The sequence below is a fragment of the Methyloversatilis sp. genome, assembly GCF_965284615.1.
GTDB lineage: Bacteria > Pseudomonadota > Gammaproteobacteria > Burkholderiales > Rhodocyclaceae > Methyloversatilis.
The window spans coordinates 1,479,443-1,502,316 of the sequence record NZ_OZ260098.1; the positions used below are offsets into that span (position 1 = coordinate 1,479,443).

General features: G+C 66.4%; 24 protein-coding genes and 1 pseudogene. 16 read left to right on the forward strand and 9 right to left on the reverse strand.

Annotation, left to right across the window (positions count from 1 at the left end):
* The first annotated feature begins 240 nt into the window (after nucleotides 1-240).
* Entirely contained in the window at nucleotides 241-549 is a 309-nt protein-coding gene (locus ACQ66H_RS07140; RefSeq protein ID WP_430433401.1) for a YkgJ family cysteine cluster protein, read from the forward strand.
* 79 nt (nucleotides 550-628) lie between these two features.
* On the opposite strand, the gene murB is transcribed toward ACQ66H_RS07140, so the two are convergent.
* Nucleotides 629-1,654 carry a UDP-N-acetylmuramate dehydrogenase gene (murB, locus tag ACQ66H_RS07145; RefSeq protein WP_430433402.1) on the reverse strand — a complete coding sequence of 342 codons (1,026 nt, stop codon included), beginning with the start codon at nucleotides 1,652-1,654 and terminating at the stop codon, nucleotides 629-631.
* A gap of 322 nt (nucleotides 1,655-1,976) precedes the next feature.
* Here murB and acnB point away from each other — a divergent pair, with 322 nt between their 5' ends.
* Together acnB and ACQ66H_RS07155 are read left to right on the forward strand one after the other, a co-directional pair.
* Complete coding sequence (acnB, locus tag ACQ66H_RS07150; RefSeq protein ID WP_430433403.1) at nucleotides 1,977-4,568, forward strand: bifunctional aconitate hydratase 2/2-methylisocitrate dehydratase; 2,592 nt, start codon at nucleotides 1,977-1,979, stop codon at nucleotides 4,566-4,568.
* Between the two features lie 219 nt (nucleotides 4,569-4,787).
* The gene (locus ACQ66H_RS07155; protein WP_430433404.1) at nucleotides 4,788-5,588 is read left to right on the forward strand and encodes a response regulator; all 801 of its coding nucleotides are present in this window, start codon (nucleotides 4,788-4,790) and stop codon (nucleotides 5,586-5,588) included.
* Nucleotides 5,589-5,595: 7 nt separating this feature from the next.
* Here the strand turns inward: ACQ66H_RS07155 and ACQ66H_RS07160 are convergent, their stop codons facing one another.
* Both ACQ66H_RS07160 and ACQ66H_RS07165 read right to left on the reverse strand, forming a co-directional pair.
* Entirely contained in the window at nucleotides 5,596-6,678 is a 1,083-nt protein-coding gene (locus tag ACQ66H_RS07160) for a 3-deoxy-7-phosphoheptulonate synthase (protein ID WP_430433405.1), read from the reverse strand.
* Between the two features lie 97 nt (nucleotides 6,679-6,775).
* Nucleotides 6,776-7,897: a PQQ-dependent sugar dehydrogenase gene (locus tag ACQ66H_RS07165; protein WP_430433406.1), complete on the reverse strand. Its 1,122-nt coding sequence runs from the start codon at nucleotides 7,895-7,897 to the stop codon at nucleotides 6,776-6,778.
* Nucleotides 7,898-7,957: 60 nt separating this feature from the next.
* Here ACQ66H_RS07165 and ACQ66H_RS07170 point away from each other — a divergent pair, with 60 nt between their 5' ends.
* Nucleotides 7,958-8,809, forward strand: a complete 852-nt coding sequence (locus ACQ66H_RS07170; protein WP_430433407.1) for an endonuclease/exonuclease/phosphatase family protein — start codon at nucleotides 7,958-7,960, stop codon at nucleotides 8,807-8,809.
* Between the two features lie 48 nt (nucleotides 8,810-8,857).
* Here ACQ66H_RS07170 and ACQ66H_RS07175 read toward each other — a convergent pair whose 3' ends face one another.
* Nucleotides 8,858-9,055 carry a DUF465 domain-containing protein gene (locus ACQ66H_RS07175; protein WP_019918851.1) on the reverse strand — a complete coding sequence of 66 codons (198 nt, stop codon included), beginning with the start codon at nucleotides 9,053-9,055 and terminating at the stop codon, nucleotides 8,858-8,860.
* 232 nt (nucleotides 9,056-9,287) lie between these two features.
* Here ACQ66H_RS07175 and ACQ66H_RS07180 point away from each other — a divergent pair, with 232 nt between their 5' ends.
* From ACQ66H_RS07180 to ACQ66H_RS07230, 11 genes are all read left to right on the forward strand, one after another.
* Nucleotides 9,288-9,503 carry a DUF3567 family protein gene (locus tag ACQ66H_RS07180; RefSeq protein WP_430433408.1) on the forward strand — a complete coding sequence of 72 codons (216 nt, stop codon included), beginning with the start codon at nucleotides 9,288-9,290 and terminating at the stop codon, nucleotides 9,501-9,503.
* Between the two features lie 115 nt (nucleotides 9,504-9,618).
* A complete protein-coding gene (greB, locus tag ACQ66H_RS07185) occupies nucleotides 9,619-10,161 on the forward strand; it encodes a transcription elongation factor GreB (RefSeq protein ID WP_430435607.1) in 543 nt (180 codons plus the stop codon).
* Entirely contained in the window at nucleotides 10,158-10,529 is a 372-nt protein-coding gene (locus ACQ66H_RS07190; protein ID WP_430433409.1) for a DUF2946 family protein, read from the forward strand. The genes greB and ACQ66H_RS07190 overlap by 4 nt, the downstream gene beginning before the upstream one ends.
* A gap of 87 nt (nucleotides 10,530-10,616) precedes the next feature.
* On the forward strand, nucleotides 10,617-11,066 hold the full coding sequence (locus ACQ66H_RS07195) for a copper chaperone PCu(A)C (RefSeq protein ID WP_430433410.1): 450 nt from the start codon (nucleotides 10,617-10,619) through the stop codon (nucleotides 11,064-11,066).
* Between the two features lie 295 nt (nucleotides 11,067-11,361).
* Nucleotides 11,362-12,237, forward strand: coding sequence for a FliM/FliN family flagellar motor C-terminal domain-containing protein (locus tag ACQ66H_RS07200; protein WP_430433411.1), 876 nt, complete (start codon nucleotides 11,362-11,364; stop codon nucleotides 12,235-12,237).
* Nucleotides 12,238-12,241: 4 nt separating this feature from the next.
* The gene (locus tag ACQ66H_RS07205; protein WP_430433412.1) at nucleotides 12,242-12,607 is read left to right on the forward strand and encodes a FliM/FliN family flagellar motor switch protein; all 366 of its coding nucleotides are present in this window, start codon (nucleotides 12,242-12,244) and stop codon (nucleotides 12,605-12,607) included.
* Nucleotides 12,604-13,377, forward strand: a complete 774-nt coding sequence (gene fliP / locus ACQ66H_RS07210; RefSeq protein ID WP_430433413.1) for a flagellar type III secretion system pore protein FliP — start codon at nucleotides 12,604-12,606, stop codon at nucleotides 13,375-13,377. The genes ACQ66H_RS07205 and fliP overlap by 4 nt, the downstream gene beginning before the upstream one ends.
* 4 nt (nucleotides 13,378-13,381) lie before the next feature.
* A complete protein-coding gene (gene fliQ, locus ACQ66H_RS07215; RefSeq protein ID WP_019918843.1) occupies nucleotides 13,382-13,654 on the forward strand; it encodes a flagellar biosynthesis protein FliQ in 273 nt (90 codons plus the stop codon).
* A gap of 15 nt (nucleotides 13,655-13,669) precedes the next feature.
* Nucleotides 13,670-14,452: a flagellar biosynthetic protein FliR gene (gene fliR, locus ACQ66H_RS07220; protein ID WP_430433414.1), complete on the forward strand. Its 783-nt coding sequence runs from the start codon at nucleotides 13,670-13,672 to the stop codon at nucleotides 14,450-14,452.
* Nucleotides 14,445-15,590, forward strand: a complete 1,146-nt coding sequence (flhB, locus tag ACQ66H_RS07225; RefSeq protein ID WP_430433415.1) for a flagellar type III secretion system protein FlhB — start codon at nucleotides 14,445-14,447, stop codon at nucleotides 15,588-15,590. The genes fliR and flhB overlap by 8 nt, the downstream gene beginning before the upstream one ends.
* Nucleotides 15,587-17,674: a flagellar biosynthesis protein FlhA gene (locus ACQ66H_RS07230; RefSeq protein ID WP_430433416.1), complete on the forward strand. Its 2,088-nt coding sequence runs from the start codon at nucleotides 15,587-15,589 to the stop codon at nucleotides 17,672-17,674. The genes flhB and ACQ66H_RS07230 overlap by 4 nt, the downstream gene beginning before the upstream one ends.
* A gap of 9 nt (nucleotides 17,675-17,683) precedes the next feature.
* On the opposite strand, the gene ACQ66H_RS07235 is transcribed toward ACQ66H_RS07230, so the two are convergent.
* The 5 genes and pseudogenes from ACQ66H_RS07235 to ACQ66H_RS07255 form a co-directional block, all read right to left on the reverse strand.
* Nucleotides 17,684-18,136 (reverse strand): hypothetical protein, encoded by a 453-nt coding sequence (locus ACQ66H_RS07235; RefSeq protein WP_430433417.1) that lies wholly within the window; start codon nucleotides 18,134-18,136, stop codon nucleotides 17,684-17,686.
* 124 nt (nucleotides 18,137-18,260) lie between these two features.
* Nucleotides 18,261-19,094 (reverse strand): flagellin, encoded by an 834-nt coding sequence (locus ACQ66H_RS07240; protein ID WP_430433418.1) that lies wholly within the window; start codon nucleotides 19,092-19,094, stop codon nucleotides 18,261-18,263.
* A gap of 232 nt (nucleotides 19,095-19,326) precedes the next feature.
* On the reverse strand, nucleotides 19,327-20,187 hold the full coding sequence (locus ACQ66H_RS07245) for a flagellin (RefSeq protein ID WP_430433419.1): 861 nt from the start codon (nucleotides 20,185-20,187) through the stop codon (nucleotides 19,327-19,329).
* Between the two features lie 103 nt (nucleotides 20,188-20,290).
* The gene (locus tag ACQ66H_RS07250) at nucleotides 20,291-21,256 is read right to left on the reverse strand and encodes a hypothetical protein (RefSeq protein WP_430433420.1); all 966 of its coding nucleotides are present in this window, start codon (nucleotides 21,254-21,256) and stop codon (nucleotides 20,291-20,293) included.
* 96 nt (nucleotides 21,257-21,352) lie between these two features.
* Nucleotides 21,353-22,196 (reverse strand): annotated as a pseudogene (locus ACQ66H_RS07255) (flagellin).
* 331 nt (nucleotides 22,197-22,527) lie between these two features.
* Here ACQ66H_RS07255 and ACQ66H_RS07260 point away from each other — a divergent pair.
* A complete protein-coding gene (locus ACQ66H_RS07260; RefSeq protein WP_430433421.1) occupies nucleotides 22,528-22,872 on the forward strand; it encodes a flagellar hook-basal body complex protein FliE in 345 nt (114 codons plus the stop codon).
* Nucleotides 22,873-22,874 lie beyond the last annotated feature (2 nt).

Consider the following 22,874-nt stretch of genomic DNA (forward strand, 5'->3'; position numbering starts at 1 on the left):
GCAGTGTTGACGCTGGCGGCCTGGCCGGATGTCGGCGGGAGGGTAGCCGCTGTAGGCGCCCTCGCAATGCGTGTAGGAAGCCGGGCGGATCCGGAGCAACGAGGATGTGCCGGCGACCCCGGCGCGATCGCGCTGCCGGGGCGGCATATGCCGAGCACTGTCGTCGTCGGGCGCGCTGTCGGACAATGTCGGAACGCGGGGTCGGTGCGAGGTGCGCGATCCACATCCATACGAGGCTTCATGGACTACAACTGTGTCGAATGCGGCGCCTGCTGCGCCACTTTCCGCGTCGATTTCCATCCGTCGGAGGGCGAGACTCAGGGCGGGCGCGTGCCCGAGGGCCTGTACGACGAGCTGAACGGATCGATCGCCCGCATGCGGGGCACCGACCACACGCCGCCGCGCTGCCGTGCGCTGCGCGGCTGCATCGGCGAGAACGTAAGCTGCTTCATCTACGACGAGCGGCCCGACTCGTGCCGCGAATTCGAAGCGGGGTCGGAGGCCTGTCTGCGTGCGCGGCGCCGGCACGGGTTGGCGGAGGTGGCGTGACGCATACGCCCCCCGGTGGAGCGCCGTGCGGGGTTCTTGTGGAAGCGAGCTTGCTGGCGACAGCGGCCTGAGAGGACGTTCAGCCGACGATCAGCGGCTCGGGTTCGATGTCTACTCCGAAGCGTTCGCGCACGCTGGCCTGGATGTCCGCGGCCAGCTTCAGCAGCTGATCGGCGGTCGCCTGGCCGTGATTCACCAGCACCAGCGCCTGCCTGTCATGCACACCAGCATCGCCGCGACGTGTGCCCTTCCAGCCACACCGGTCGATGAACCAGGCAGCGGCGAATTTCACCGCGCCGTCGGTCGCAGGGTAGTGCGGGGCGTCCGGGTAGGCGACGAGCAGGCGGGTCGCTTCGTCGGCGGGCAGCACCGGATTGCGGAAGAAGCTGCCCGCGTTGCCGATCACCGCCGGGTCTGGCAACTTGGCGCGGCGCACGGCGCAGACGGCGTCGAACACGTCGCGGGGTGTCGGTGCAGAAACTCCGCGCGCCGCGAGCTCGCGCTGCAGGTCGGCATAGTCTGCCCGCACCTCGGGCCGTATGCTCAGCCGGAACACGACGCGGGTGATGATGGCGCGGCCGGCCAGCCGATGTTTGAACACGCTGTCGCGGTAGCTCATCGCACAGTCGGCGGCCGTCAGTTGCAGCCAGCGACGGTCCTGCATGTCCCAGGCTTCGACGCTGTCCAGCCAGTCCACCAGTTCGACACCGTAGGCGCCGATGTTCTGTACCGGCGCGGCACCGACGGTGCCCGGAATCAGCGCGAGGTTCTCCAGCCCGTACCAGTTGTGGTCGAGCGCGTGGCTGACCCAGTCATGCCAGTTCTCCCCGGCGGCCACCGCGATGCGCACCGTGTCGCCGTCGCGCGCCAGCACTTCGATGCCGCGTGTGCGCATCTGCAGCACGGTGCCCGGAAAGTCCGCCGCAAACACGATGTTGCTGCCGCCGCCCAGAACCACGATGCGCTCGCAGCGCTGCAGCAGCGCCTCGGTCAGCGCCGGCAGATCGGCTGCGTCGTCCACAGGCTGCAGCCGTGCCGCGCGGGCGGGCAGGTGCAGCGTGTTCAGATCGCGCAGGTCGGCGTCGGGGAGGGCAGGGGCAGTCATGACGTGCCGTGAGTCGGGTAGCGCAGCGCTGGAGCAGGGGCGCGCAGTATAGCCAAGCGACTGCGCTGCAGTGCGGCAGGCGGCTTGGCTTGAAATCGAATAAAAGATATCATATATAAGACTTGAACCGCCTTCGCGCGCAGTGGGTTTTGCGCTGCGCCATGCAAGGTTGCGGTCGTCGCCAAGGTGCGGATTGGAAAGCACTTTTTCGACACCGTTTCGGTGCAAGCCGCGGCTTTTCAGTCCGCGTCTTCGTGCGACGCACCATCGAAAGGGTGTGTCGTTCTATGATGCGGTATACCCGTTTACCGGAGGACTCACCGTGCTTGAAGCTTACCGTGCCCATGCCGCCGAACGCGCCGCGCTCGGCATCCCGCCGCTCGCCCTCGATGCGAAGCAGACTGCTGAACTGATCGAGCTGATCAAGAACCCGCCCGCCGGCGAAGAAGCCTTCCTGCTCGACCTGCTGACCCATCGCGTGCCGCCGGGCGTGGACGACGCCGCCAAGGTGAAGGCCTCCTTCCTGGCCGCCGTGGCGCACGGTGACGTCAAGGTCGCACTGATTTCCAAGGCCAAGGCCACCGAGCTGCTGGGCACCATGGTGGGCGGCTACAACGTGAAGCCGCTGATCGACCTGCTGGACGACGCTGAAGTCGCCGGTGTCGCCGCCGACGGTCTGAAGAAGACGCTGCTGATGTTCGATTTCTTCCACGACGTCGCCGAGAAGGCGAAGGCCGGCAATGCCAAGGCCAAGGAAGTCGTGCAGTCCTGGGCCGACGCCGAGTGGTTCACCAGCCGTCCGGAAGTGCCGAAGTCGATCACCGTCACCGTGTTCAAGGTGCCGGGCGAAACCAATACCGACGACCTGTCGCCGGCGCCGGACGCGACCACCCGTCCGGACATCCCGATGCACTATCTGGCGATGCTGAAGAACACCCGCCCGGATGCGGCCTTCAAGCCGGAGGAAGATGGCAAGCGCGGTCCGATGCAGTTCATCGAGGATCTGAAGAAGAAAGGTCACCTCGTTGCCTATGTCGGCGACGTGGTCGGCACCGGTTCGTCGCGCAAGTCGGCCACCAACTCGGTGATCTGGGCCACCGGCCAGGACATCCCCTACGTGCCGAACAAGCGCTTCGGCGGCGTCACGCTGGGCGGCAAGATCGCCCCCATCTTCTTCAACACGCAGGAAGACTCCGGCTCGCTGCCGATCGAAGTCGATGTGTCGAAGCTGGAAATGGGCGACGTGATCGACGTGCTGCCGTACGACGGCAAGATCGTCCGTAACGGCGAGACGGTGGCTGAATTCGCGCTCAAGAGCGAAGTGCTGCTCGACGAAGTGCGCGCCGGCGGCCGCATCAACCTCATCATCGGCCGTTCGCTGACCGCCAAGGCACGCGACTTCCTCGGCCTGGGCGCGTCAACGCTGTTCCGCCTGCCGAAGGCGCCGGTCGATACCGGCAAGGGCTACACGCTGGCGCAGAAGATGGTCGGCCGCGCCTGTGGCCTGCCGGAAGGCAAGGGCATCCGCCCGGGCACCTACTGCGAACCGCGGATGACGACGGTTGGCTCGCAGGACACCACCGGCCCGATGACCCGTGACGAACTGAAGGACCTGGCCTGCCTCGGCTTCTCGGCCGACCTCGTCATGCAGTCCTTCTGCCACACTGCCGCCTACCCGAAGCCGGTGGACGTGAAGATGCACCGCGAACTGCCGACCTTCATCTCGAACCGCGGCGGTGTCGCACTGCGTCCGGGTGATGGCGTGATCCATTCCTGGCTCAACCGCCTGCTGTTGCCGGACACCGTCGGCACCGGCGGCGACTCGCACACCCGCTTCCCGATCGGCATCTCGTTCCCGGCCGGTTCCGGTCTGGTCGCCTTCGGTGCGGCTACCGGCGTGATGCCGCTGGACATGCCGGAATCGGTGCTGGTGCGCTTCAAGGGCACGATGCAGCCGGGTGTCACGCTGCGCGATCTGGTGCATGCGATTCCGCTGTACGCGATCAAGGCGGGTCTGCTGACCGTGGCCAAGCAGGGCAAGAAGAACGTGTTCTCCGGCCGCATCCTCGAAATCGAAGGCCTGCCGGACCTGAAGGTCGAACAGGCCTTCGAACTGTCGGACGCGTCGGCCGAGCGTTCCGCTGCCGGCTGCACGATCAAGCTGAACAAGGAGCCGGTGCAGGAATACCTGCGCTCGAACATCGTTCTGATGAAGAACATGATCGCCAACGGCTACCAGGACGCGCGCACGCTGGAGCGTCGCATCAAGTCGGTCGAAGCCTGGCTGGCCGATCCGCAGCTGCTGGAAGCCGACAAGGACGCCGAGTACGCAGCCGTGATCGAAATCGACCTCGCCGACATCAAGGAACCCATCGTCTGCTGCCCGAACGATCCGGACGATGCGAAGTTCCTGTCGGAAGTCAGCGGCACCAAGATCGACGAGGTGTTCATCGGCTCCTGCATGACCAACATCGGCCACTTCCGCGCCGCCGGCAAGCTGCTGGAAGGCAAGAAGGACATCCCGGTGCGTCTGTGGATCGCGCCGCCGACCAAGATGGACGCGTCCGAGCTGACCAAGGAAGGCTATTACGCCACCCTGGGTGGCGCCGGTGCGCGCATGGAAATGCCGGGCTGCTCGCTGTGCATGGGCAACCAGGCGCAGATCAAGGAAGGCAGCACCGCGATGTCAACCTCGACCCGCAACTTCCCGAACCGTCTGGGCAAGAACACCAACGTGTTCCTCGGCTCGGCCGAACTGTCGGCGATCTGCTCGAAGCTGGGCCGCATCCCGACCCGCGAGGAATACCTCGCGGAAATCGGCGTCGTCACCAAGGATGCAGACAAGGTCTACAAGTACATGAACTTCGACCAGATCGAAGAGTACGCAGAGACCGCGAAGGAAGTGACGGTCTGATCGTCGTCCGCAGCACGCAGTGAAAACGGCCCGCAATCGCGGGCCGTTTTTTTGCCTGTCGCACGGCGATTCCGGCGCCGCGGCGGCGGCCGGACGGGCGCCTCGCGTCGAAATGCCGTGGCGAAGCGCATCGGCGGGAGGCGTGCGTCACGAAGCGCCGCTCATGTTGCAGCGCGATGGTGCCGTCAAGAACAGGACCGAATCCTGCGGGCCCCGCCCATGACGCCTGACCTGTTCAATCTCGACGTGCTGCTGGTCGAACCCTCCTCGACGCAGACCCGGATCATCCGCGAGCGCGCGGCGGCGGTCGGCATCATGAAGATCCGCGAGGCCGATGGCGTGCAGTCCGCACTGGCGGCGATGTCCGCCAAGGTGCCGGATCTGGTGATCAGTGCGCTCTACCTGCCGGACGGTGACGGCACCGAACTGGTCCAGGCGATGCGCAATACGCCCGAACTGCAGCAGGTGGCCTTCGTGCTGGTATCCAGCGAAACCCGGCCGCAGGCGCTCGACGCGGTACGCCAGTCCGGCGTCTGCGGCATCCTGCCCAAGCCCTTCACCAGTGCGCAGCTGCAGCGGGTGCTGTCGGCGACCCTCGACTTCCTCGCCGACGACGCGGCGCCGGACGAAGACATCGACTACGAATCGCTGCGCGTGCTGCTGGTCGATGACAGCGGCAATGCGCGCCGCTTCATGCGCCGCGTGCTGCAGAACATGGGGCTCAGCGACATCGTCGAGGCCAGCGATGGCAGCGAAGCCGTGAAGCTGCTGGACCAGACCCTGTTCGATCTCGTCGTGACCGACTACAACATGCCTGAGATGGACGGACAGGCGCTGGTCGAGTACGTGCGCCAGCAAAGCTGGCAGGCTTCGGTGCCCATCCTGATGGTGACCAGCGAATCCGACATGGGACGGCTGGCTGCGGTCGAGCAGGCGGGCGTGTCGGGCATCTGCGACAAGCCCTTCGAGCCGGCCACCATCCGTGCGCTGCTGAAGGGCGCGCTGCGGCACACCGCCTGAGCAGGCCTCAGCCGGCAGCCATCCGGCGCTTCAGTGCCGGGCCTGCGGTGGCGGCCAGTTCGCGCAGCATCCGTTCGGTGGTGGCCCAGTCCACGCATCCATCGGTGACCGAACAGCCGTAGCGCAGTTGCGACAGATCCTTCGGGATCGGCTGGTTGCCTGCTTCGAGATGACTTTCGATCATGACGCCGACGATGGAGCGGTTGCCGTCGCGGATCTGCCCCGCCACGTCGGCCAGCACCAGCGGCTGCATCTCGGGCTTCTTGAACGAGTTGGCGTGCGAACAATCGACCACGATATTGGGCGGCAGGCCGGCCTTAATCAGCGCCTGTTCGGCCAGCGCGATGCTGACCGAATCGTAGTTCGGCCGGCCCGCGCCGCCGCGCAGCACCATGTGGCCGTGCGGGTTGCCGCGCGTGCGGATGATGCTGGAGCGGCCGTAGCGATTGATGCCGAGGAAGCTGTGCGGGCGCGAGGCGGAAATGATGCCGTTGATCGCCGCGTCGAGGTCGCCGTCGGTGGCGTTCTTGAAGCCGACCGGCGTTGACAGCCCGCTGGACATTTCACGGTGCGTCTGCGATTCCGAGGTGCGGGCTCCGATCGCGGTCCATGAGATCAGGTCGCCCAGATACTGTGGCGAGATCGGGTCCAGCGCCTCGGTGGCGGCCGGCAGGCCCAGCTCGGCCACGTCGAGCAGGAAGCGGCGCGCCCGGCGCATGCCTTCCTCGATCTGGAAACTGTCGTCCATGAAGGGGTCGTTGATGTAGCCCTTCCAGCCGACCGCGGTGCGCGGCTTCTCGAAATACACGCGCATCACCAGCAGCAAAGAGGGCGATAGTTCGTCCGACAGCGTGCGCAGCCGGTGCGCGTACTCCATGCAGGCCTGCGGGTCGTGCATCGAGCAGGGCCCGACCACGACGAACAGGCGCGGGTCGGTCCGCTCCAGGATGGCGCGCACCGCCTCGCGGCCGGCCCGCACGGCCGTTTTCGCCGCCTCGCTGAGCGGCGCGTCGCCCTTGATGTCGCCCGGCGCGGGCATCACCGCAAAGCTTTCGATGCGGCTGTCTTCGAGTGTGGTGTCGGTGTTCATGAGCGGTCTCCCCGTTTGTCATGCCAGTCAACGCCGACCGGCGCACGCTGTCAATCGCGCTGGTCAAGGAAAGCGTGAATGGCGGGGAGAGACTGCTTCAGCGTGCCGCGTGCCGGGTGCCGTTCCAGCGCACGCGGTAGATTGCATCGGAGGCGTCGTCGGACACCAGCAGCGAACCGTCGGGCAGTACCAGCACGTCGGCCGGCCGGCCGGATACCGCATCGTTGCGACCGAGGAAGCCTTCGACGAAGGGTGTGTAGCTGGTGACCGTATCGCCGTCGAGCCGCGCCACCATGACGCGGTAGCCGTCGCGCACACTGCGGTTCCACGATCCGTGTTCGGCGATGAACACCGCACCGCGGTACTCGTCCGGGAATTGGGATCCGGTATAGAAGCGCATGCCCAGCGGCGCCACGTGGGCACCGAGCCGCAGCACCGGCGGTGTGTAGTCGGCGCAGGACCGCCCCTTGCCGAACTCCGGATCGGCGATGTTGCCGCCGTGACAGTAGGGGTAACCGAAGTGCTGGCCGGCCTTGCTGACGCGGTTCAGCTCGCACGGCGGCGTGTCGTCGCCCATCCAGTCGCGGCCGTTGTCGGTGAACCACAGCTCGCCGGTTTTCGGGTGCCAGTCGAAGCCGACGCTGTTGCGCACGCCGCGTGCGTAGATCTCCAGTCCGCTGCCGTCCGCGTTCATGCGCATGATGTTGGCAAAGCCGTCCTTGTCGCGGTCGCAGATATTGCAGGGGGCGCCGACCGGCACGTAGAGCTTGTCGTCCGGGCCGAATGCGATGAACTTCCAACCATGGGCGCTTTCCTTCGGAAAACGGTCGCTGACCAGCACCGGCTTCGGCGGCGTGGCCAGCTTGTCGTCGATGGCGGGCAGTTTGACGATGCGGTCCAGCGACGACACGTAAAGGTCGCCCTTGCGCCAGGCGACGCCGACCGGCATGTTCAGCTGGTCTGCAATCCTGACCGCCTTGCCGGCTTTCATCGTCGCCGGGTCGAAAGTGACTGCGCTGACATGGCCGGCGCGCGAGCCGACGTAAAGCCGGCCGGGCGCGCCCAGCGTCATCGCGCGCGGATTGTTGACCTGCGCCCACAGCTCTATGGTGAATTCGGGCGGCACGCGCAGCTTTTCCAGCGCGGTTTCGGCGTGGGCGAGGGCAGAGCCGAACGCAAGCGCGCCGGCGAGCAGGAGGCTTCGTATCATGGTGGTCATCCCGTCATCAGATGCGGAATCGACCGGCCAGCGGCGCCGGTGTTCCGCAGTGGAGCGAACATGAAGCTGGTCAGCTGGAACATCCAGTGGGCGCGCGGCTGCGACGGCCGCGTCAGCACCGAGCGTATCGCCGATATCGTGCGTGCCTGGGGCGATGCGGAGGTGATCTGTCTGCAGGAAGTGGCGGTGGGTTTCGACACCTTGCCCGGAATGTGCGGCGAAGACCAGGTGGCGCAGTTCTCTGCGCTGTTTCCAGGCTACTCGGCGTTCTTTGCGCCGGGCAGCGACCGGCTCGGCGATGACGGTCGGCGCCTGCAGTTCGGCAACCTGACGCTGTCGCGCCTGCCGGTGCTCGCTGTCTGGCGCCGTCTGCTACCGTGGCCGGCCGACGACAGCGTACCCGGCATGCAGCGCGCAGTCGCAGAAGTGACCGTCGCGTCTCCGGGCGGACCGCTGCGCGTGCTGAACACGCACCTCGAGTACTACTCGGCGGTGCAGCGCATGGCGCAGGTGGAGGCTTTGCGCACGCTGTCCGCCGAGGCGCTGGCCCACCTGCGCGCGCCACCGCGGAGCAAGGACACGAACCCGGCGTTTCTGCCGCCGCCGCGCCCTGCGGCAGCGCTGCTGTGCGGTGATTTCAACTGCGAGCCGCACAGTGCGGAACACGCGCGGCTGACTGCGCCGGCGGACGAAGCGGGTGCCGACTGGATCGATCTGTGGACCCACTGCCGCGGCGGCGAGCCGCACGCGCACACCGTCGGCCTGCACGGTGCCGACTGGCCCGATCATCCTTACTGCTGCGATTTCGCTCTGGCGACGCCGGCCTTGCTGCCCCGCGTGATCGGCATCGATGTGCACGCCGACACCGATGCATCGGATCATCAGCCGGTCCGGGTGGAACTGCGCGACTGAAGCGCAGTCATCAACCATGCAGGGCTGATCGGCCGGAATCGGTGACCGCTAGGCGATGTCGTCAGGGTCGAGCAGGCGTTCTATCGTTGCGATACGGTCGCGCAACAATAGTTTTCGTTTCTTCAGCCGTCGCAGCAGAAGCTCGTCGCGCGACTGCACGTCATGCAGGTCGGCGATGGCCTGATCGAGGTCACGGTGTTCGGCGCGCAGCGCGTCCAGCGTGGCGCGCAGTTCCTGTTCTTCCATGCCTGGCGCGCTGCCGGGAGGCGGCGCCTACTCCGTTTCGGGGACAGGCCCGGATGTTAGGTGTCACACCGCGAGGGCGCAAGCGCCCTTCAGCAAAGCAGTATCCGGCCGTTAGTCCACTTGAAAGGCGGCCGGTGTGCCCCATCTGCACTGCAGGGACGCGGTGCAGGAAGCTGCGACGGGCATTCTGCCGTTGCGTGTTGTACAGCCGCACCAGCCAAGGAGAAACATCATGCATATCATGTTCAATAATCCGCTGGTCTATGTGGTCGAGTACGCAGGTCTGGAAGCCGTCGAGGTGATCGACAAGCGCATCGGCCGTGGTGCCCTGATCCGCGACGACGCAGCACGCCGTTTCCGCGAGGAACTGAAGGAACTGGTCACCACGACGAAGAGGTCGGGCCGGAAGAGTTCGACGCCTTCATGGTGCCGTGGGAGGCGCTGCTGACGCAGCCGGCGATCTACCACTGACGCAACCACCGGCCGCCCGCGGTGTTTCGCCGCAGGCGGCCGCTTCGGTAAGATGCGTGTCCGCAGAATCTGCACGCAGCCTACGCATTCCGATGAGCAAGGCCTTCACCAAGGAAACCGACACCGAAGAGGACGATCCCGAATCGGTCAGCGCGCTGCCAGCGGGCAGCAAGAACTACATGACGCTCGCCGGCTACGGCCGTCTGCGGGCCGAACTCGACGAACTGGTGCGCAGCGAGCGCCCGCGCATCGTCGAAACCGTCGCCTGGGCCGCCTCCAACGGCGACCGCTCCGAGAATGGCGACTACATCTACGGCAAGAAGCGTCTGCGCGAAATCGATCGCCGCATCCGCTTCCTGATCAAGCGACTCGAATCGGCCACCGTGGTCAACCCCAGGGAACAGCAGAACCCTGAACAAGTGTTCTTTGGCGCCACCGTCAACTACGAGGACGAGGACGGCCCGCACACCGTGCAGATCGTCGGCGTCAACGAAGCCAACGCATCCGACGGCCGCATTTCATGGATATCGCCGCTTGCCCGCGCGCTGCTCAAGGCACGCGAGGGCGATACCGTGCGTTTCCAGAGCCCGGCCGGGCCGCGCGAGATCGAGGTGACCGAGGTGCGCTACGAGTGAGCGCACGGCGGCATTTGCGCATCGTTGCGCGCCTGCTTCTGCTGGCGCTGCTCGCGTCGCCGGCGGTACCGGCCCTGGCGCAGGTGCTTGCGCGCAGCGCAGGGATGGCGCTGGCCGCCGACATCTGCACCGGCGCACGCGCGGCGGACGACGGCATGCCGGCCCCGGTTCAGCATGCCGGAGCGCATTGCCAGCTGTGCGGCACTCATGCCGGCGGTGCCGTTCCGGTCCGCGCGACGCCGGCCCCTGTCTTCGGTTCACGTCCCGGGCGGGAACGCCTCGCGCCGACGAGCGAATGCGACGGTGACGAGCGCGGGATGCGACCGGAGGCGAGGGCGCCTCCCGGCGCTCATCGCCCCTCCGCCTGACCCTTGCGCAGCATTCCCGGCTGACGCGCGGCGCCCGCTCTGCCGGTGCCCCATGCGTCATTGCCCAGTCCTTTCCGGAGCACAGAAATGAAATCCATCCTGACCGCCACTCTCCTTTCCATCGCCAGCAGCGCCGCCCTGGCCGACGTTACGGTGAAGGATCCCTGGGTACGCGCCACCGTCGCCGAACAGAAAGCCACCGGCGCCTTCATGCAGATCACCGCGCCGAAGGCGGCGCGGCTGGTCGGCGTCCACTCGCCCGTGGCCGGCGTCGCGGAAATCCACGAAATGTCGATGAACAACAATGTAATGCGCATGCGTGCCATCCCGGCGATCGATCTGCCGGCCGGCAAGGCGGTCGAACTCAAGCCCGGCGGCTACCACCTGATGCTGATGGATCTGCGCGCGCCGCTGGTTGACGGGCAGACGGTGCCGCTCAGCCTGACCGTGGAGATGGCCGACGGCCGGCGCGAGACGCTGGAGGTCAAGGCCCCGGTGCGCCCGCTCGGCGCTGCCGCGTCGCACGATCACCACTGAGCGTAGTCCCGCTTGCGCGGGTGGGCCTCGCTTACCCGAGCGCCCCTCGCGGTCTTCTACTCCCCGCTGTCCGCTGCCTGCACACTTCGGGTGTGCAGGCAGTCCCGCCTTTGCCGTCGTCCCCTCACGTTCTCCGGGATATCTTCCCGCCACGGTGATCAATCAACCGTACGGATACAGTTAATTAACCGTACGCCTAAAGTTTCGCCTCCAGGGTTCGTAATCCTGCACAGCAGGTGGTCGCTGACAGCCTTGTCCGGCCGGACTTTCGCAATACAACGCACACAGAACTGTCATGAACTCGAATTCCAGGAGTGGCGATCGGGTCGCCTCCAGGGTGCTGGACGCGAGCGCGCTCGGCCGTCCCGTCCATCGTCTGGATGCCTTCGCCGACAGGCTGGCCAAGGATCTGGCCGAGGCATTCCGCGGTGGCGTGAACCGCCGCTACCGGGCCGCCTTCGACCTGCGTTCGGTCAGCATCGACCGCACTGGACAGGCCGGCGACCTGATCCGCTGGACGGCCTACAGCGGCGAGACAGGGCGCATCCTGTTCGCCGCCGAACGCCCGCTCGTGCTGACCCTGCTCGGATACCGTTTCGGCCTGATCGGGCGTAGCGGTGCAGCGGCGCCAGCGCAGGCCGACGGCAATGGTCGCGCGACCGCGACCGAGGAACGTGTGGCGGTCGCCCTGGGCGAGGAACTGGCCGCCGTGGTTGCCGCCCGCATCGAAGCCGGCGACCTCGACCGGCCGCTCGACGCCGTCGCAACGCCGGCCTTCTCGATCGCGCCGGCACCACCTCCGGCCGCGGGCGCCTGGACGCTGAGTTGTACGGTGGCCGACCCGCTGCTCGGTGAGGACTGCCGCATGTGGTTCGTACTCGACGACGCCTGCATGGACAGACTGCTGCGCGGCCTCGCGCCGCCGCGTGAAAAAAAGGACGCAGCCGGCGCCGACACGCCGTTTGCCCACCGACTGCAGATGACGCTCACCGGCCGCTTGCTGAGCAGGGACATCCAGCTCGGAGAGCTGTTCGACCTGCGTGTCGGCGACGTCATTCCGGTCTTCGTCGGCGAAGCCGACGTACTGGTTGACGATTCGCGCCTCTTTACGGCAGCTGTCGCCGAACACCGCGGCAAGCTCTGCCTCACCTCATTCAACGATATGGACTGATGCCATGGACAACACTTCCGGAATCGACACGCTGCTGGACGGACTGGACGAGGCAGGCGACGACCTTGCGCTGCTCGGCAACGAAGCGCCGGCCACACCGGCTGCACCGCGACGGAACTTGCCGCAGATGATGCGACGCATACCGGTCACGCTGACGCTGGAGGTCGGTTCCGCGCGCGTATCGCTGCAGGACCTGATGGAAATCGGACCGTCGAGCGTGCTCGAACTGGATTCGCTGGCCGGCCAGCCGCTGGTGATCAAGGTCAATGGCACGCCGATCGGTCACGCCGAGGTGGTGCTGGTCGGCGACAACCACGGCCTGCGCGTGGTTGACCTCGACGGTCTCGATCTGGACAGCCTGGCGCAATGACGTACCGATCGTCCTGCGGAGGGTCGTGGGCGCGCCGCGCCGGCAGGCTGCTGCCGGCCGTGGCCGCGGTCGTCGTCTGTGCATCGGCCGGCGCGGCCGAGATTCCGCTGCTCGAATCGACCACCCGCGGCGCCACCACCGAGTTCTCGGTGAAGACGCAGATACTCATCATCATGACCTTGCTCGGGCTGCTGCCCGTCATGGTGATGATGATGACCAGCTTCACCCGCTTCGTCATCGTGCTGTCGCTGCTGCGGCAGGCGCTGGGCCTGCAGCAGGGTCTGCCCAACCGCATCGTCACCGGCATCGCGCTCATCCTGACGCTGCTGGTGATGCGCCCGGTGGGCGAGCAGATCTGGGCTGAAGCCTTCGTGCCCTACGACCGCGACAGCATCAGCCTCGAACAGGCGCTGAAGATCGCCGAGGCGCCGGTGTCGCGCTTCATGATGGCGCAGACCGGCAAGGCCGCGCTCGAACAGATCGCCCGCCTGTCCGGCTCCGGGCCGGTCGCGCAGCCGATGGACCACCCCTTCCTGGTGCGTCTGGCCGCCTTCGTGCTGAGCGAGCTGAAGACCGCCTTTCAGATCGGCTGCATGCTGTTCATCCCCTTCCTGGTGATCGACCTCGTCGTGTCCTCGGTGCTGATGGCCATGGGCATGATGATGCTGTCGCCGCTGGTCATTTCGCTGCCGCTGAAGCTGCTGCTGTTCGTGCTGGTCAACGGCTGGACGCTCACGGTCAACACGCTGGTCACCAGCATCCAGGCCTGACGCGATGCTGACGCCGGACATTGCTGTGGATCTGGTCAGCGAAAGCCTGCACATCACCATGGTGCTGGTGCTGCTGCTGGTCGGCCCGGGGCTGGTGATGGGCCTGATCGTCGCGCTGTTCCAGGCGGCCACGCAGATCAACGAACAGACGCTGAGCTTCCTGCCGCGACTGCTGGTCACCCTGCTGGCCATCATCTTCGCCGGACGCTGGATGACCGGCTACCTGATGGACTTCTGCGTGTCGGTGTTCCAGCGGGCGTCGGCGCTGGTCGGCTGAACGGGCGCGCACGTCGTGGAACCGCTGTTCAACCAGATGCTGCCCTTGCTGCACACGCTGTGGTGGCCGTTCTGCCGCATCCTCGCGATGTTCAGCGCGGCGCCGCTGATCGGCGAAACCACGCTGCCGATGCCGGTGCGCATCCTGCTGTCGCTGGTGCTGGCGGTGGTCATGCTGCCGCTGGTGCCGGGCGGTGCACAGATCGACCCCTTCTCGCTGAACGGCGTCGCCACCACGGTGCAGGAAGTGCTGATCGGCTTCGTGATGGGGCTGGCCTTTCACCTGGCGATGGCGGTCATCATGGTGCTCGGCTTCCTGGTGTCGTCGCAGATCGGCCTGTCGATGGCGCTGATGAACGATCCGCTCAATGGTGCCTCGTCCGACGTGGTGTCCAGCCTGCTGGCGACCATGTGTGCGCTGGTGTTCTTCGCCGTCAACGGCCATCTGCTGCTGGCCGGCGTCATCGGCGCCAGCTTTGGTGCCTGGCCGGTGGGCGGTGGCATCCCGCTGTCCACACTGCAGGCGATCGCGCTCAATGTCGCCTGGGTGTTCTCGGCGGCGCTGCTGCTCGCAGTGCCCATGGTGTTCGCGACCATGGTGGTGCAGATCGGCTTCGGCTTCCTGAACCGCGTGGCGCCGTCGCTGAACCTGTTCTCGCTCGGCTTCTCGCTGGTGACCGTGTTCGGCCTGTTCATGCTGGGCCACGTCGCGCGCGTGGTGCCGCAGCACTACCTGCGCATGTGCGGGCAGGTGCTCGACATGCTGCAGCAGCAGATGAGGGCGGTGCCGCATGGCTGACGAATCCGGCAGCAGCGGCGACAAGTCTGAAAAGCCCTCGCAGCAGAAGCTGCGGAAGACGCGCGAGAAGGGGCAGGTCGTCCGCTCGCGCGATCTGGCGACGGCGGTCGGCATCCTGGTCAGCCTCAAGCTCATCGTGCTGATGATGCCGTCGCTGCTCGACGACTTCCGTGACCTGTTCGCACTCGGCTTCGTGCCGCTGGACGGCGACGGCGCGCTCGACAACGCGTGGTCGGCGCGCTTCGCGGCTGCCTCCACGCTGCTGCTGAAGATGCTGTTGCCGCTGTGCGCGGTGCCGTTGGCGATCCTGATTGCATCGCTGCTGCCCGGCGGCTGGGTGCTCAACGTCGAGCACTGGCAGCCCAAGCTGGAACGCCTGAGCCCGATCAAGAATCTGGGTCGGCTGGTGTCGCCCAAGCACCTGTTCGAGGTGGCGACCTCGGTGCTGAAGGCGACCGCGCTGTGCTGCGTGCTGTGGTACGTCTGCAGCCGCGGCGTCACCGATTTCCTGATGCTGCAGTCGCTGCCGCTGGACCGCGCGCTGATTGCCGGCGCCGACCTGATGCTGGACAGCATCATGGCGCTGTGTGCCGTGTTCGTCGTGTTCGCGCTGGTCGATGTGCCGGCGCAGGCCTTCTTCTTCCTGCGCAATCTGCGCATGACCAAGCAGGAGGTGAAGGAGGAGCACAAGTCGAGCGAGGGCCGGCCCGAGGTGAAACAGCGCATCCGCCAGCTGCAGCGGCAGATGGCGCGGCGCGGCGTGCGCAAGGCGGTGCCGGGGGCCGATGTGGTCATCGTCAATCCGGAGCACTACGCGGTCGCGCTGAAGTACGACGAGCGCCGCGCGCAGGCGCCCTTCGTCATCGCCAAGGGTGTGGACGAGATGGCGCTTTACATCCGCGCCATCGCCACCGAGCACAGCGTCGAGACGGTCGAACTGCCGCCGCTTGCGCGCGCCATCTACAACACCAGCCAGGTTAACCAGCAGATTCCGCTGCCGCTGTATCGCGCGGTGGCGCAGGTGCTTACCTATGTTCTGCAGCTCAAGGCCTTTCGCCGCGGGCAGCGTCGGGGTGAGCCGCGGCTGCCGACCGACCTGGTCATTCCGAAACATCTGAGCGAGGTGATGCCCGCATGAACTTCCTGAACCGCCTGGTCAACGAAATGCGCCGGCACCGCGTCGCCACGCCGGTGTTCCTGCTGCTGATACTGGCGATGGTCATCCTGCCGCTGCCGCCGGTGCTGCTCGACGTGCTGTTCACGTTCAACATCGTGCTCGCGCTGATCGTCATCCTGGTCAGCGTGTCGGCCAGGCGGCCGCTCGATTTCTCGGTCTTTCCGACCATCATCCTCGCCACCACGCTGATGCGGCTGACGCTGAACGTCGCCTCGACGCGGGTGGTGCTGCTGCACGGTCACGAAGGCACGCACGCCGCCGGCCAGGTGATCGAGTCCTTCGGCAACGTGGTGATCGGCGGCAACTTCGTGGTCGGTCTGGTGGTGTTCGTCATCCTGATGATCATCAACTTCGTCGTCGTGACCAAGGGTGCCGAGCGCATCTCCGAAGTGTCCGCCCGCTTCACGCTGGACGCGCTGCCGGGCAAGCAGATGGCCATCGACGCCGATCTGAACGCCGGCCTGATCAACCAGGAGAAGGCCCAGGCCCGCCGCCGCGACGTGGCGATGGAGGCGGATTTCTACGGCGCCATGGACGGCGCCTCCAAGTTCGTCCGCGGCGACGCCATCGCCAGCATCCTCATCCTGCTGATCAACATGGTGGGCGGCGTCATCATCGGCGCGCTGATGTACGACCTGAGCCTTGGCGATGCCTTCCGCCAGTACGCGCTGCTGACCATCGGTGACGGTCTGGTGGCGCAGATCCCGGCGCTGCTGCTGTCGGCGGCAGCGGCCATCATCGTCACCCGCATCAGCGATTCCGGCGACTTCGAACAGCAGATCAGCGCCCAGCTGCTGACCTCGCCGACGGTCATGTACGGCGCGGCGGCGATGATGGCGGTGCTGGCCGCAATTCCGGGCATGCCCACGCTCATGTTTGCGCTGTTCGCGGCCGTACTCGGATTTGTCGGCTGGCGGCTGTCGGGGATGGCCGAGCGACCGGCGCAGAGCGATCTGGGTCAGGTCGAGAGCGCACTGATCAACGCCCGTGCGCCCGAACTCGACTGGAGCGATCTGCCGGTGGTCGAGCCGGTCACCATCATGCTGGGCTACAAGCTGGTCGGTCTGATCGACGCAGCGCAGGGCGCGCCGCTGACGCGCCGGATCAAGGGCGTGCGCCAGAGCCTGAGCGAAACCATGGGCTTCCTGTTGCCGCCGATCGGCGTGCGCGACGATCTTTCGCTGAAGCCTTCCCAGTACTCAGTGCTGCTCAGCGGCGCGGTGATCGCGCAGGCCGAGGTGTTCGCCGACCGGCTGATGGCCATTCCGTCGCCGAAAACTTACGGCACGCTGGACGGCATTCCGGGCATCGAACCGGCCTATGGCATGCCGGTTACGTGGATTGCCCCGGAGGACAAGGCGCATGCGCTTGGCCTCGGCTATCAGGTGGTCGAGTGCGCGTCGGTCATTACCACCCACCTGTCCAAGCTGGCGCGCGAACACCTGGCCGAACTGTTTGGCCACGAGGATGTGCCGGCGCTGCTGGAGCGGCTGTCCGCGCTGACGCCCAAGCTGTCGGCGGCCCTGGACAAGGCTATGACGCACACCCAGCTGCTGCGCGTGTTCCGCGTGCTGCTGGCCGAGAACGTGTCGCTGAAGGACATCGTGCCGATCGCGACGACGCTGGTCGAGAACGCCGAGGTGACCAAGGACCCCATCCTGCTGGCGGCCGAAGTCCGCTGCGCGCTGCGCCGGCAGATCGTCGGCGCCCTGGTCGGGCCGCTGGCCGAAATGAAGGTGTTCAATCTTGGCAGCGAACTGGAGAACATGCTGCTCGGCTCGCTGAACCAGGCGCGCCAGACGGGCAAGGCAGCGCTGGACAACTACCCGATCGACCCCAATCTGCTGGCCCAGCTGCAGACCCACATGCCGTTGGCGCGCGACCAGATGAAACAGCAGGGCGGCACGCCGCTGCTGCTGGTGATGCCGCAGATCCGCCCGCTGCTCGCACGTTACGCGAGGCTGTTCGCGCCGGGGCTGCAGGTGCTGTCTTACAACGAAGTGCCGGAGCAGCGCGACGTCAGCGTCGTCGGTACGCTGGGCTGAGCGGTGCGCTTAGCGGAGCCCGCCGCTGCGCGCATACAGGAAGGCGTGAGTGAGCCAGGCCGTGCGGCAGGCTGCGACCTCGATCGCCACGATGCGTCGCTGCGCGAGGATGGGCAGTATGTAGTCGATGCAGCGAACGCCGCCGTTGGCGTCGCGCGTCGCGCGGCACAGCAGGCCGGTGCGCCGCAGATCGTCGTCGGACACCACCTCGCAGGGCGACAGGCGGTCGTGCCCGTTCTCGATCAGGAACTGCAGTGCCACCACGAAGGCGGCACGCGCGATGCGGATGTCGTGCGGCACGATGCGCACGAAGGGTCGGTCCGTCTCGTGCAGGATTTCGAAGTCGATGTCGGACACGCCGGGCGTGGCGTAGCGCTGGCCATCGCCGATGAGGTGCCAGATCGCGTCTATCGTCGCTTCCGAATGCGATTCGCAGATCGCAGATTCGCAGCGGTTCCTCATATGGATCATCCTTCCGGTTGGTAGTGCGTCGCCGGCGCCACGGCGAACGCCCGCGCCGGTAAGACCGGGGCGGGCGGACGCGGAACGGGAATTGCCGGACGCCGGAGCGTCGGCAGTCGCGGCATTACTGCATCAGCGACATGACGAGCTGGGACATGCTGGAGCTCTGCTTGAGCATGGAGGTGCCCGCTTGCATGAGCATCTGCTTCGAGGTCATGTTGGCGGTTTCGGACGCGTAGTCTACATCCATGATGCGACCGCGGGCCTGTTCGGTATTGGTCTTCATGTTGGCCAGGTTGTTATAGACGTGGTCCAGTCGGTTCGACGCGGCGCCGATCTGCGAGCGCAGCGTGCCGACGGCGGTGATGGTCGTCTCCGCCAGCGTGATCGCGGCGTTGGCGGCGGTCGAAATGTCACCGGCGTTGAGTGCGGTGACCGCGGTGGTCAGCGTCGTGAAGTTGGCCGAGGTGTTGACCACCATGGTTTCCGCGGCGTCGGCACCGATCTGGAAGGTCACGCCGCCGGCGGTGGCCAGCGTGCCGCCGGTCAGCAGGGCCTGACCGCCGAACTTGGTGTTGGTCATGATGTTGGTCAGTTCCAGGCCCAGCTGGTCGTATTCCGCCTTCATCGCGGTCTTGTCGCTGGCGTTCGAGGCACCGTTCGACGCTTCGGTCGCCAGGTCCTTCATGCGCAGCACGATGTTGGTGATCTCGGTGAATGCGCCTTCGGCGGTCTGCATCATCGAAATGCCGTTCTGGGTGTTGCGCTGGGCAACCGCCATGCCGCGCGTCTGTGCACTCAGGCGGGTGGCGATCTGCAGACCGGCGGCGTCGTCCATCGCGGAATTGACGCGATAGCCGGTGCCCAGGCGGGTCATCGAAGTGGACAGAGCTTTCTGGGTACCGCCGACCGAGTTCTGTGCGGTCAGGGCGGCGGCGTTGGTATGAAGGCTGAGCATGAGTAGTCTCCGGGTCGAGGGGCGGGGATCGGCCACCGGTACGGGGTATGTTCGCCGCCGCGTTGGCCTCATCAGGAAAAGGCGACGCGGAACGAAGCAAACTTAAATGGCTGCCGTGTCCGTTTCGCGACACGTCGGTCGCAGGCCAAAAAAAAGCCAGCCGCACTGACGGGCGCGGCTGGCTCAGCCTGCTGCACACGGACCCCGGAGGGTGCGTGCCGCGGGGGGAGGGTTACTGCATCAGCGACATGACGAGCTGGGACATGCTGGAGCTTTGCTTGAGCATCGAGGTGCCGGCCTGCATGAGCATCTGCTTGGAAGTCATGTTGGCGGTTTCGGAGGCGTAGTTGACGTCCATGATGCGTCCGCGGGCCTGTTCGGTATTGGTCTTCATGTTGGCCAGGTTGTTATAGACGTGGTCGAGGCGGTTCGATGCCGCACCCAGGTCGGCGCGTACGGAACCGACTTCGTTGATGCGCGATTCGAGCTGGCCGATCGCGGCCGTCGCGTTGGCCGACGTCAGAATTTCACCGAGCGAGGTGGCGGTGGCGTTGCCGGCGCCGGTGGCGAAGGCAGCGTCCAGGTTGGTCAGCTTGGTCACGACGTCCACCGTCATCGTTTCCGCGGCGGCGGCGCCGATCTGGAAGGTGGTGGTGGCCGCGCCCAGCGAGCCCGCGCCCTTGAGCAGCGCCTGACCGCCGAACTTGGTATTCGTCATGATGTTGCCGATTTCCGCCGCGAGCTGCTGGTACTCGGCGTTCATCGCGGTCTTGTCGTTGGTGTTCGATGCACCGTTGGCGGCTTCGGTCGCCAGGTCCTTCATGCGGAGCAGGATGTTGGTGACTTCGGTGAAGGCGCCTTCGGCGGTCTGCATCATCGAAATGCCGTTCTGCGTGTTGCGCTGGGCCACGGCCATGCCGCGGGTCTGCGCGTTGAGGCGGGTGGCGATCTGCAGACCGGCGGCGTCATCCATCGCGGAATTGACGCGGAAGCCGGTGCCCAGGCGGGTCATCGAGGTTGACAGGGCTTTCTGGGTACCGCCCACCGAGTTCTGTGCGGTCAGGGCGGCGGCGTTGGTATGCAGGCTCAGCATGGAAGATCTCCGGATAGGGGGTTCTGGCTTCGGACCACCGGCGCGAGAAGATTCGCGCTTTTGATGTCCTCATCCGGACAGGGCGACGCTGGCGCGCCGGACCTTAAATCGGTGACAGGGTTCTTGTCGCCGGCAGCCGCGTACCGTCATCGTGCAGCCCCGTGAGTGCGAGCAGCACTTCGGCGGCGACACGGAACAGCGGCAGCGGCAGGTGAGCGTGCAGTGCCGACGGGCGGGTGATGTCGAGCCCCCTCGTGCGCAGTCCGCCGGCGGGCGCGCGCAGCAGCCGGCATGACGCGAGCCGGGTGCCGGCGAGCACCAGGGCTGCCGCCAGCGCGGGCAGAATGTCGCGCACATGCGCGACCGCCCGGTCGCCATCGATGCGGAACTGCAGATGCACGCCGGCGGCAATTTGCAGCCGGACCTGCACCCTGCCCTCGCCGGGCAGTTCGATCTCGATCAGCAGAACGGCCGACGCGGCAGCGGCGGCACTGTGCTTCGCATCGTCGTCGTCGCCGACGAAAAGTCGGGCCCGCTGACCGTCAGTCAGATGCACAGGGAATATCCAGCGCTCGCTGCCGGGCAGAGGGAGCGGGGGCGGGGCGCCGACGCGTGCCGGTTCGCCGGGAGGTGAGGGCGTACCCGTGGCGGCGCTGTCTGCGCGCGCCAGTTCGGTCGTGATCTGCCGGAACACGCGGGTACGCAGAGCGGTGGCGAGGTCCAGCGCGCCCGGCGCGCGCCAGCGCAGATGGCGCAGCAGCAGCTGGTCCGGCTGCATCGCCGCCGACAGTTCATTGGCCGGCGCGGACGGCCGGGCGGGGAGACCGGGGGCCTCGGCGTTGACCTGAAGTTCGACCGCAGGCGAGGTGGACAGCACCCGGACGGCAAGGCGCTCCCCCGCCACCAGCGGCCGACCCAGCAGGGACAAGCCCTGCAGGCGGGACGCTACCGCGTCGTCCGCGGTGTCAACGGCCGCGCCGGCGTCCGCCGGCAGCGACGAAGGCAGACGCTCGGGAGGGCGCCGCAACGGCAATGTCAGGGCGAGACGCGGAATCCTCTCTATCGTCATGGCGAATGCTCCGGATATGAAAGAGCCAACCGTCCGGCGGGCACGGTTGGCTCGACCTGCGGTGCGCGGCCCACGGGGCCGCGCGGGCCATCAGCGTTACTGCATCAGCGACATGACGAGCTGGGACATGCTGGAGCTTTGCTTGAGCATCGAGGTGCCGGCCTGCATGAGCATCTGCTTGGAAGTCATGTTGGCGGTTTCGGAGGCGTAGTTGACGTCCATGATGCGTCCGCGGGCCTGTTCGGTATTGGTCTTCATGTTGGCCAGGTTGTTATAGACGTGGTCCAGGCGGTTCGACGCTGCACCAAGCTGGGCGCGCACACCGCCGACGTCGTTGATCCAGCCTTCGATGTCGCCGATCGCCGTCGCCGCGGTGGCCGCGGTCGTGATGTCGCCGAGCGTCGCGGCCGTGGTCAGATCGGTCACCAGCGCGGCCAGATCGGTCGATACGTTCAACCGACATCGTTTCCGCGGCGGCGGCACCGATCTGGTAGGTGATGGCGCCGGCCTGCAGCGAGCCTGCGCCGTTGAGCAGCGCCTGACCGCCGAACTTGGTGTTGTTCAGGATGTTGCCCAGTTCCGAACCCAGTTCCTGGTACTCGGCATCCATCGCCGTCTTGTCGTCGGTGTTCGATGCGCCGTTACGGGCTTCGGTCGCCAGATCCTTCATGCGCAGCAGGATGTTGGTGATTTCGGTGAAGGCGCCCTCGGCGGTCTGCATCATCGAAATGCCGTTCTGCGCGTTGCGCTGGGCCACCGCCATGCCGCGGGTCTGGGCGCTCAGGCGGGTGGCGATCTGCAGGCCGGCGGCGTCGTCCATCGCGGAGTTGACGCGGAAGCCGGTGCCCAGGCGGGTCATCGAGGTGGACAGGGCTTTCTGGGTACCGCCCACCGAGTTCTGGGCGGTCAGGGCGGCGGCGTTGGTGTGCAGGCTCAGCATGGAATTCTCCTGGTCTAGGGCGGTGGGTGCGGATCGGGCGTCATGCGCCCTCCACCCTGACAGGCGACCGACACCGACCCGGTCTTAAATCCGCCTCACCCCTTCGCTGCCGCGTTTGCCGCGCCCTCGTGTGAACTTTCTCACGTGAATTCTTCCTTGTGGCCTTTAATCCGATATTAATCAATGGTTTGCGCCGTTCATGAAGTTTGTATTTACATGTAAAGTTCTCGCCCGCGGGGTCGATACATACACGTACGGTTAAGCAGCGCATGCTGTGCCACATAACACCTGCCGGGCATCGCTGCCGGCAAGACAAACAGGTAATGCGTGTATGGGATACGAATTCGCCAGCGCGATCGGCGCCAGCAAGGCACTGATCGAAGCCGATGCCACGAACATGGTTGCGAGCGCTGCCATGCCGCTCCAGCCGGCACTCCGGTTCGGCGGCGGCGACGGCGCCGGATTTGCCGGTGCCATGCAGGACGCCGTGCAGCGCGTTGACGCGATGCAGCACGAGGCCTCGCAGCGGATGGAAGCGGTGGACAGCGGCCAGAGCGATGACCTCGTCGGCGCCATGCTGGCCAGCCAGGAAGCCAGCCTGTCCTTCTCGATGCTGATGCAGGTGCGCAACAAGGTTGTGGGGGCCGTCGAGGACCTCATCAAGCTGCCTCTCTGATA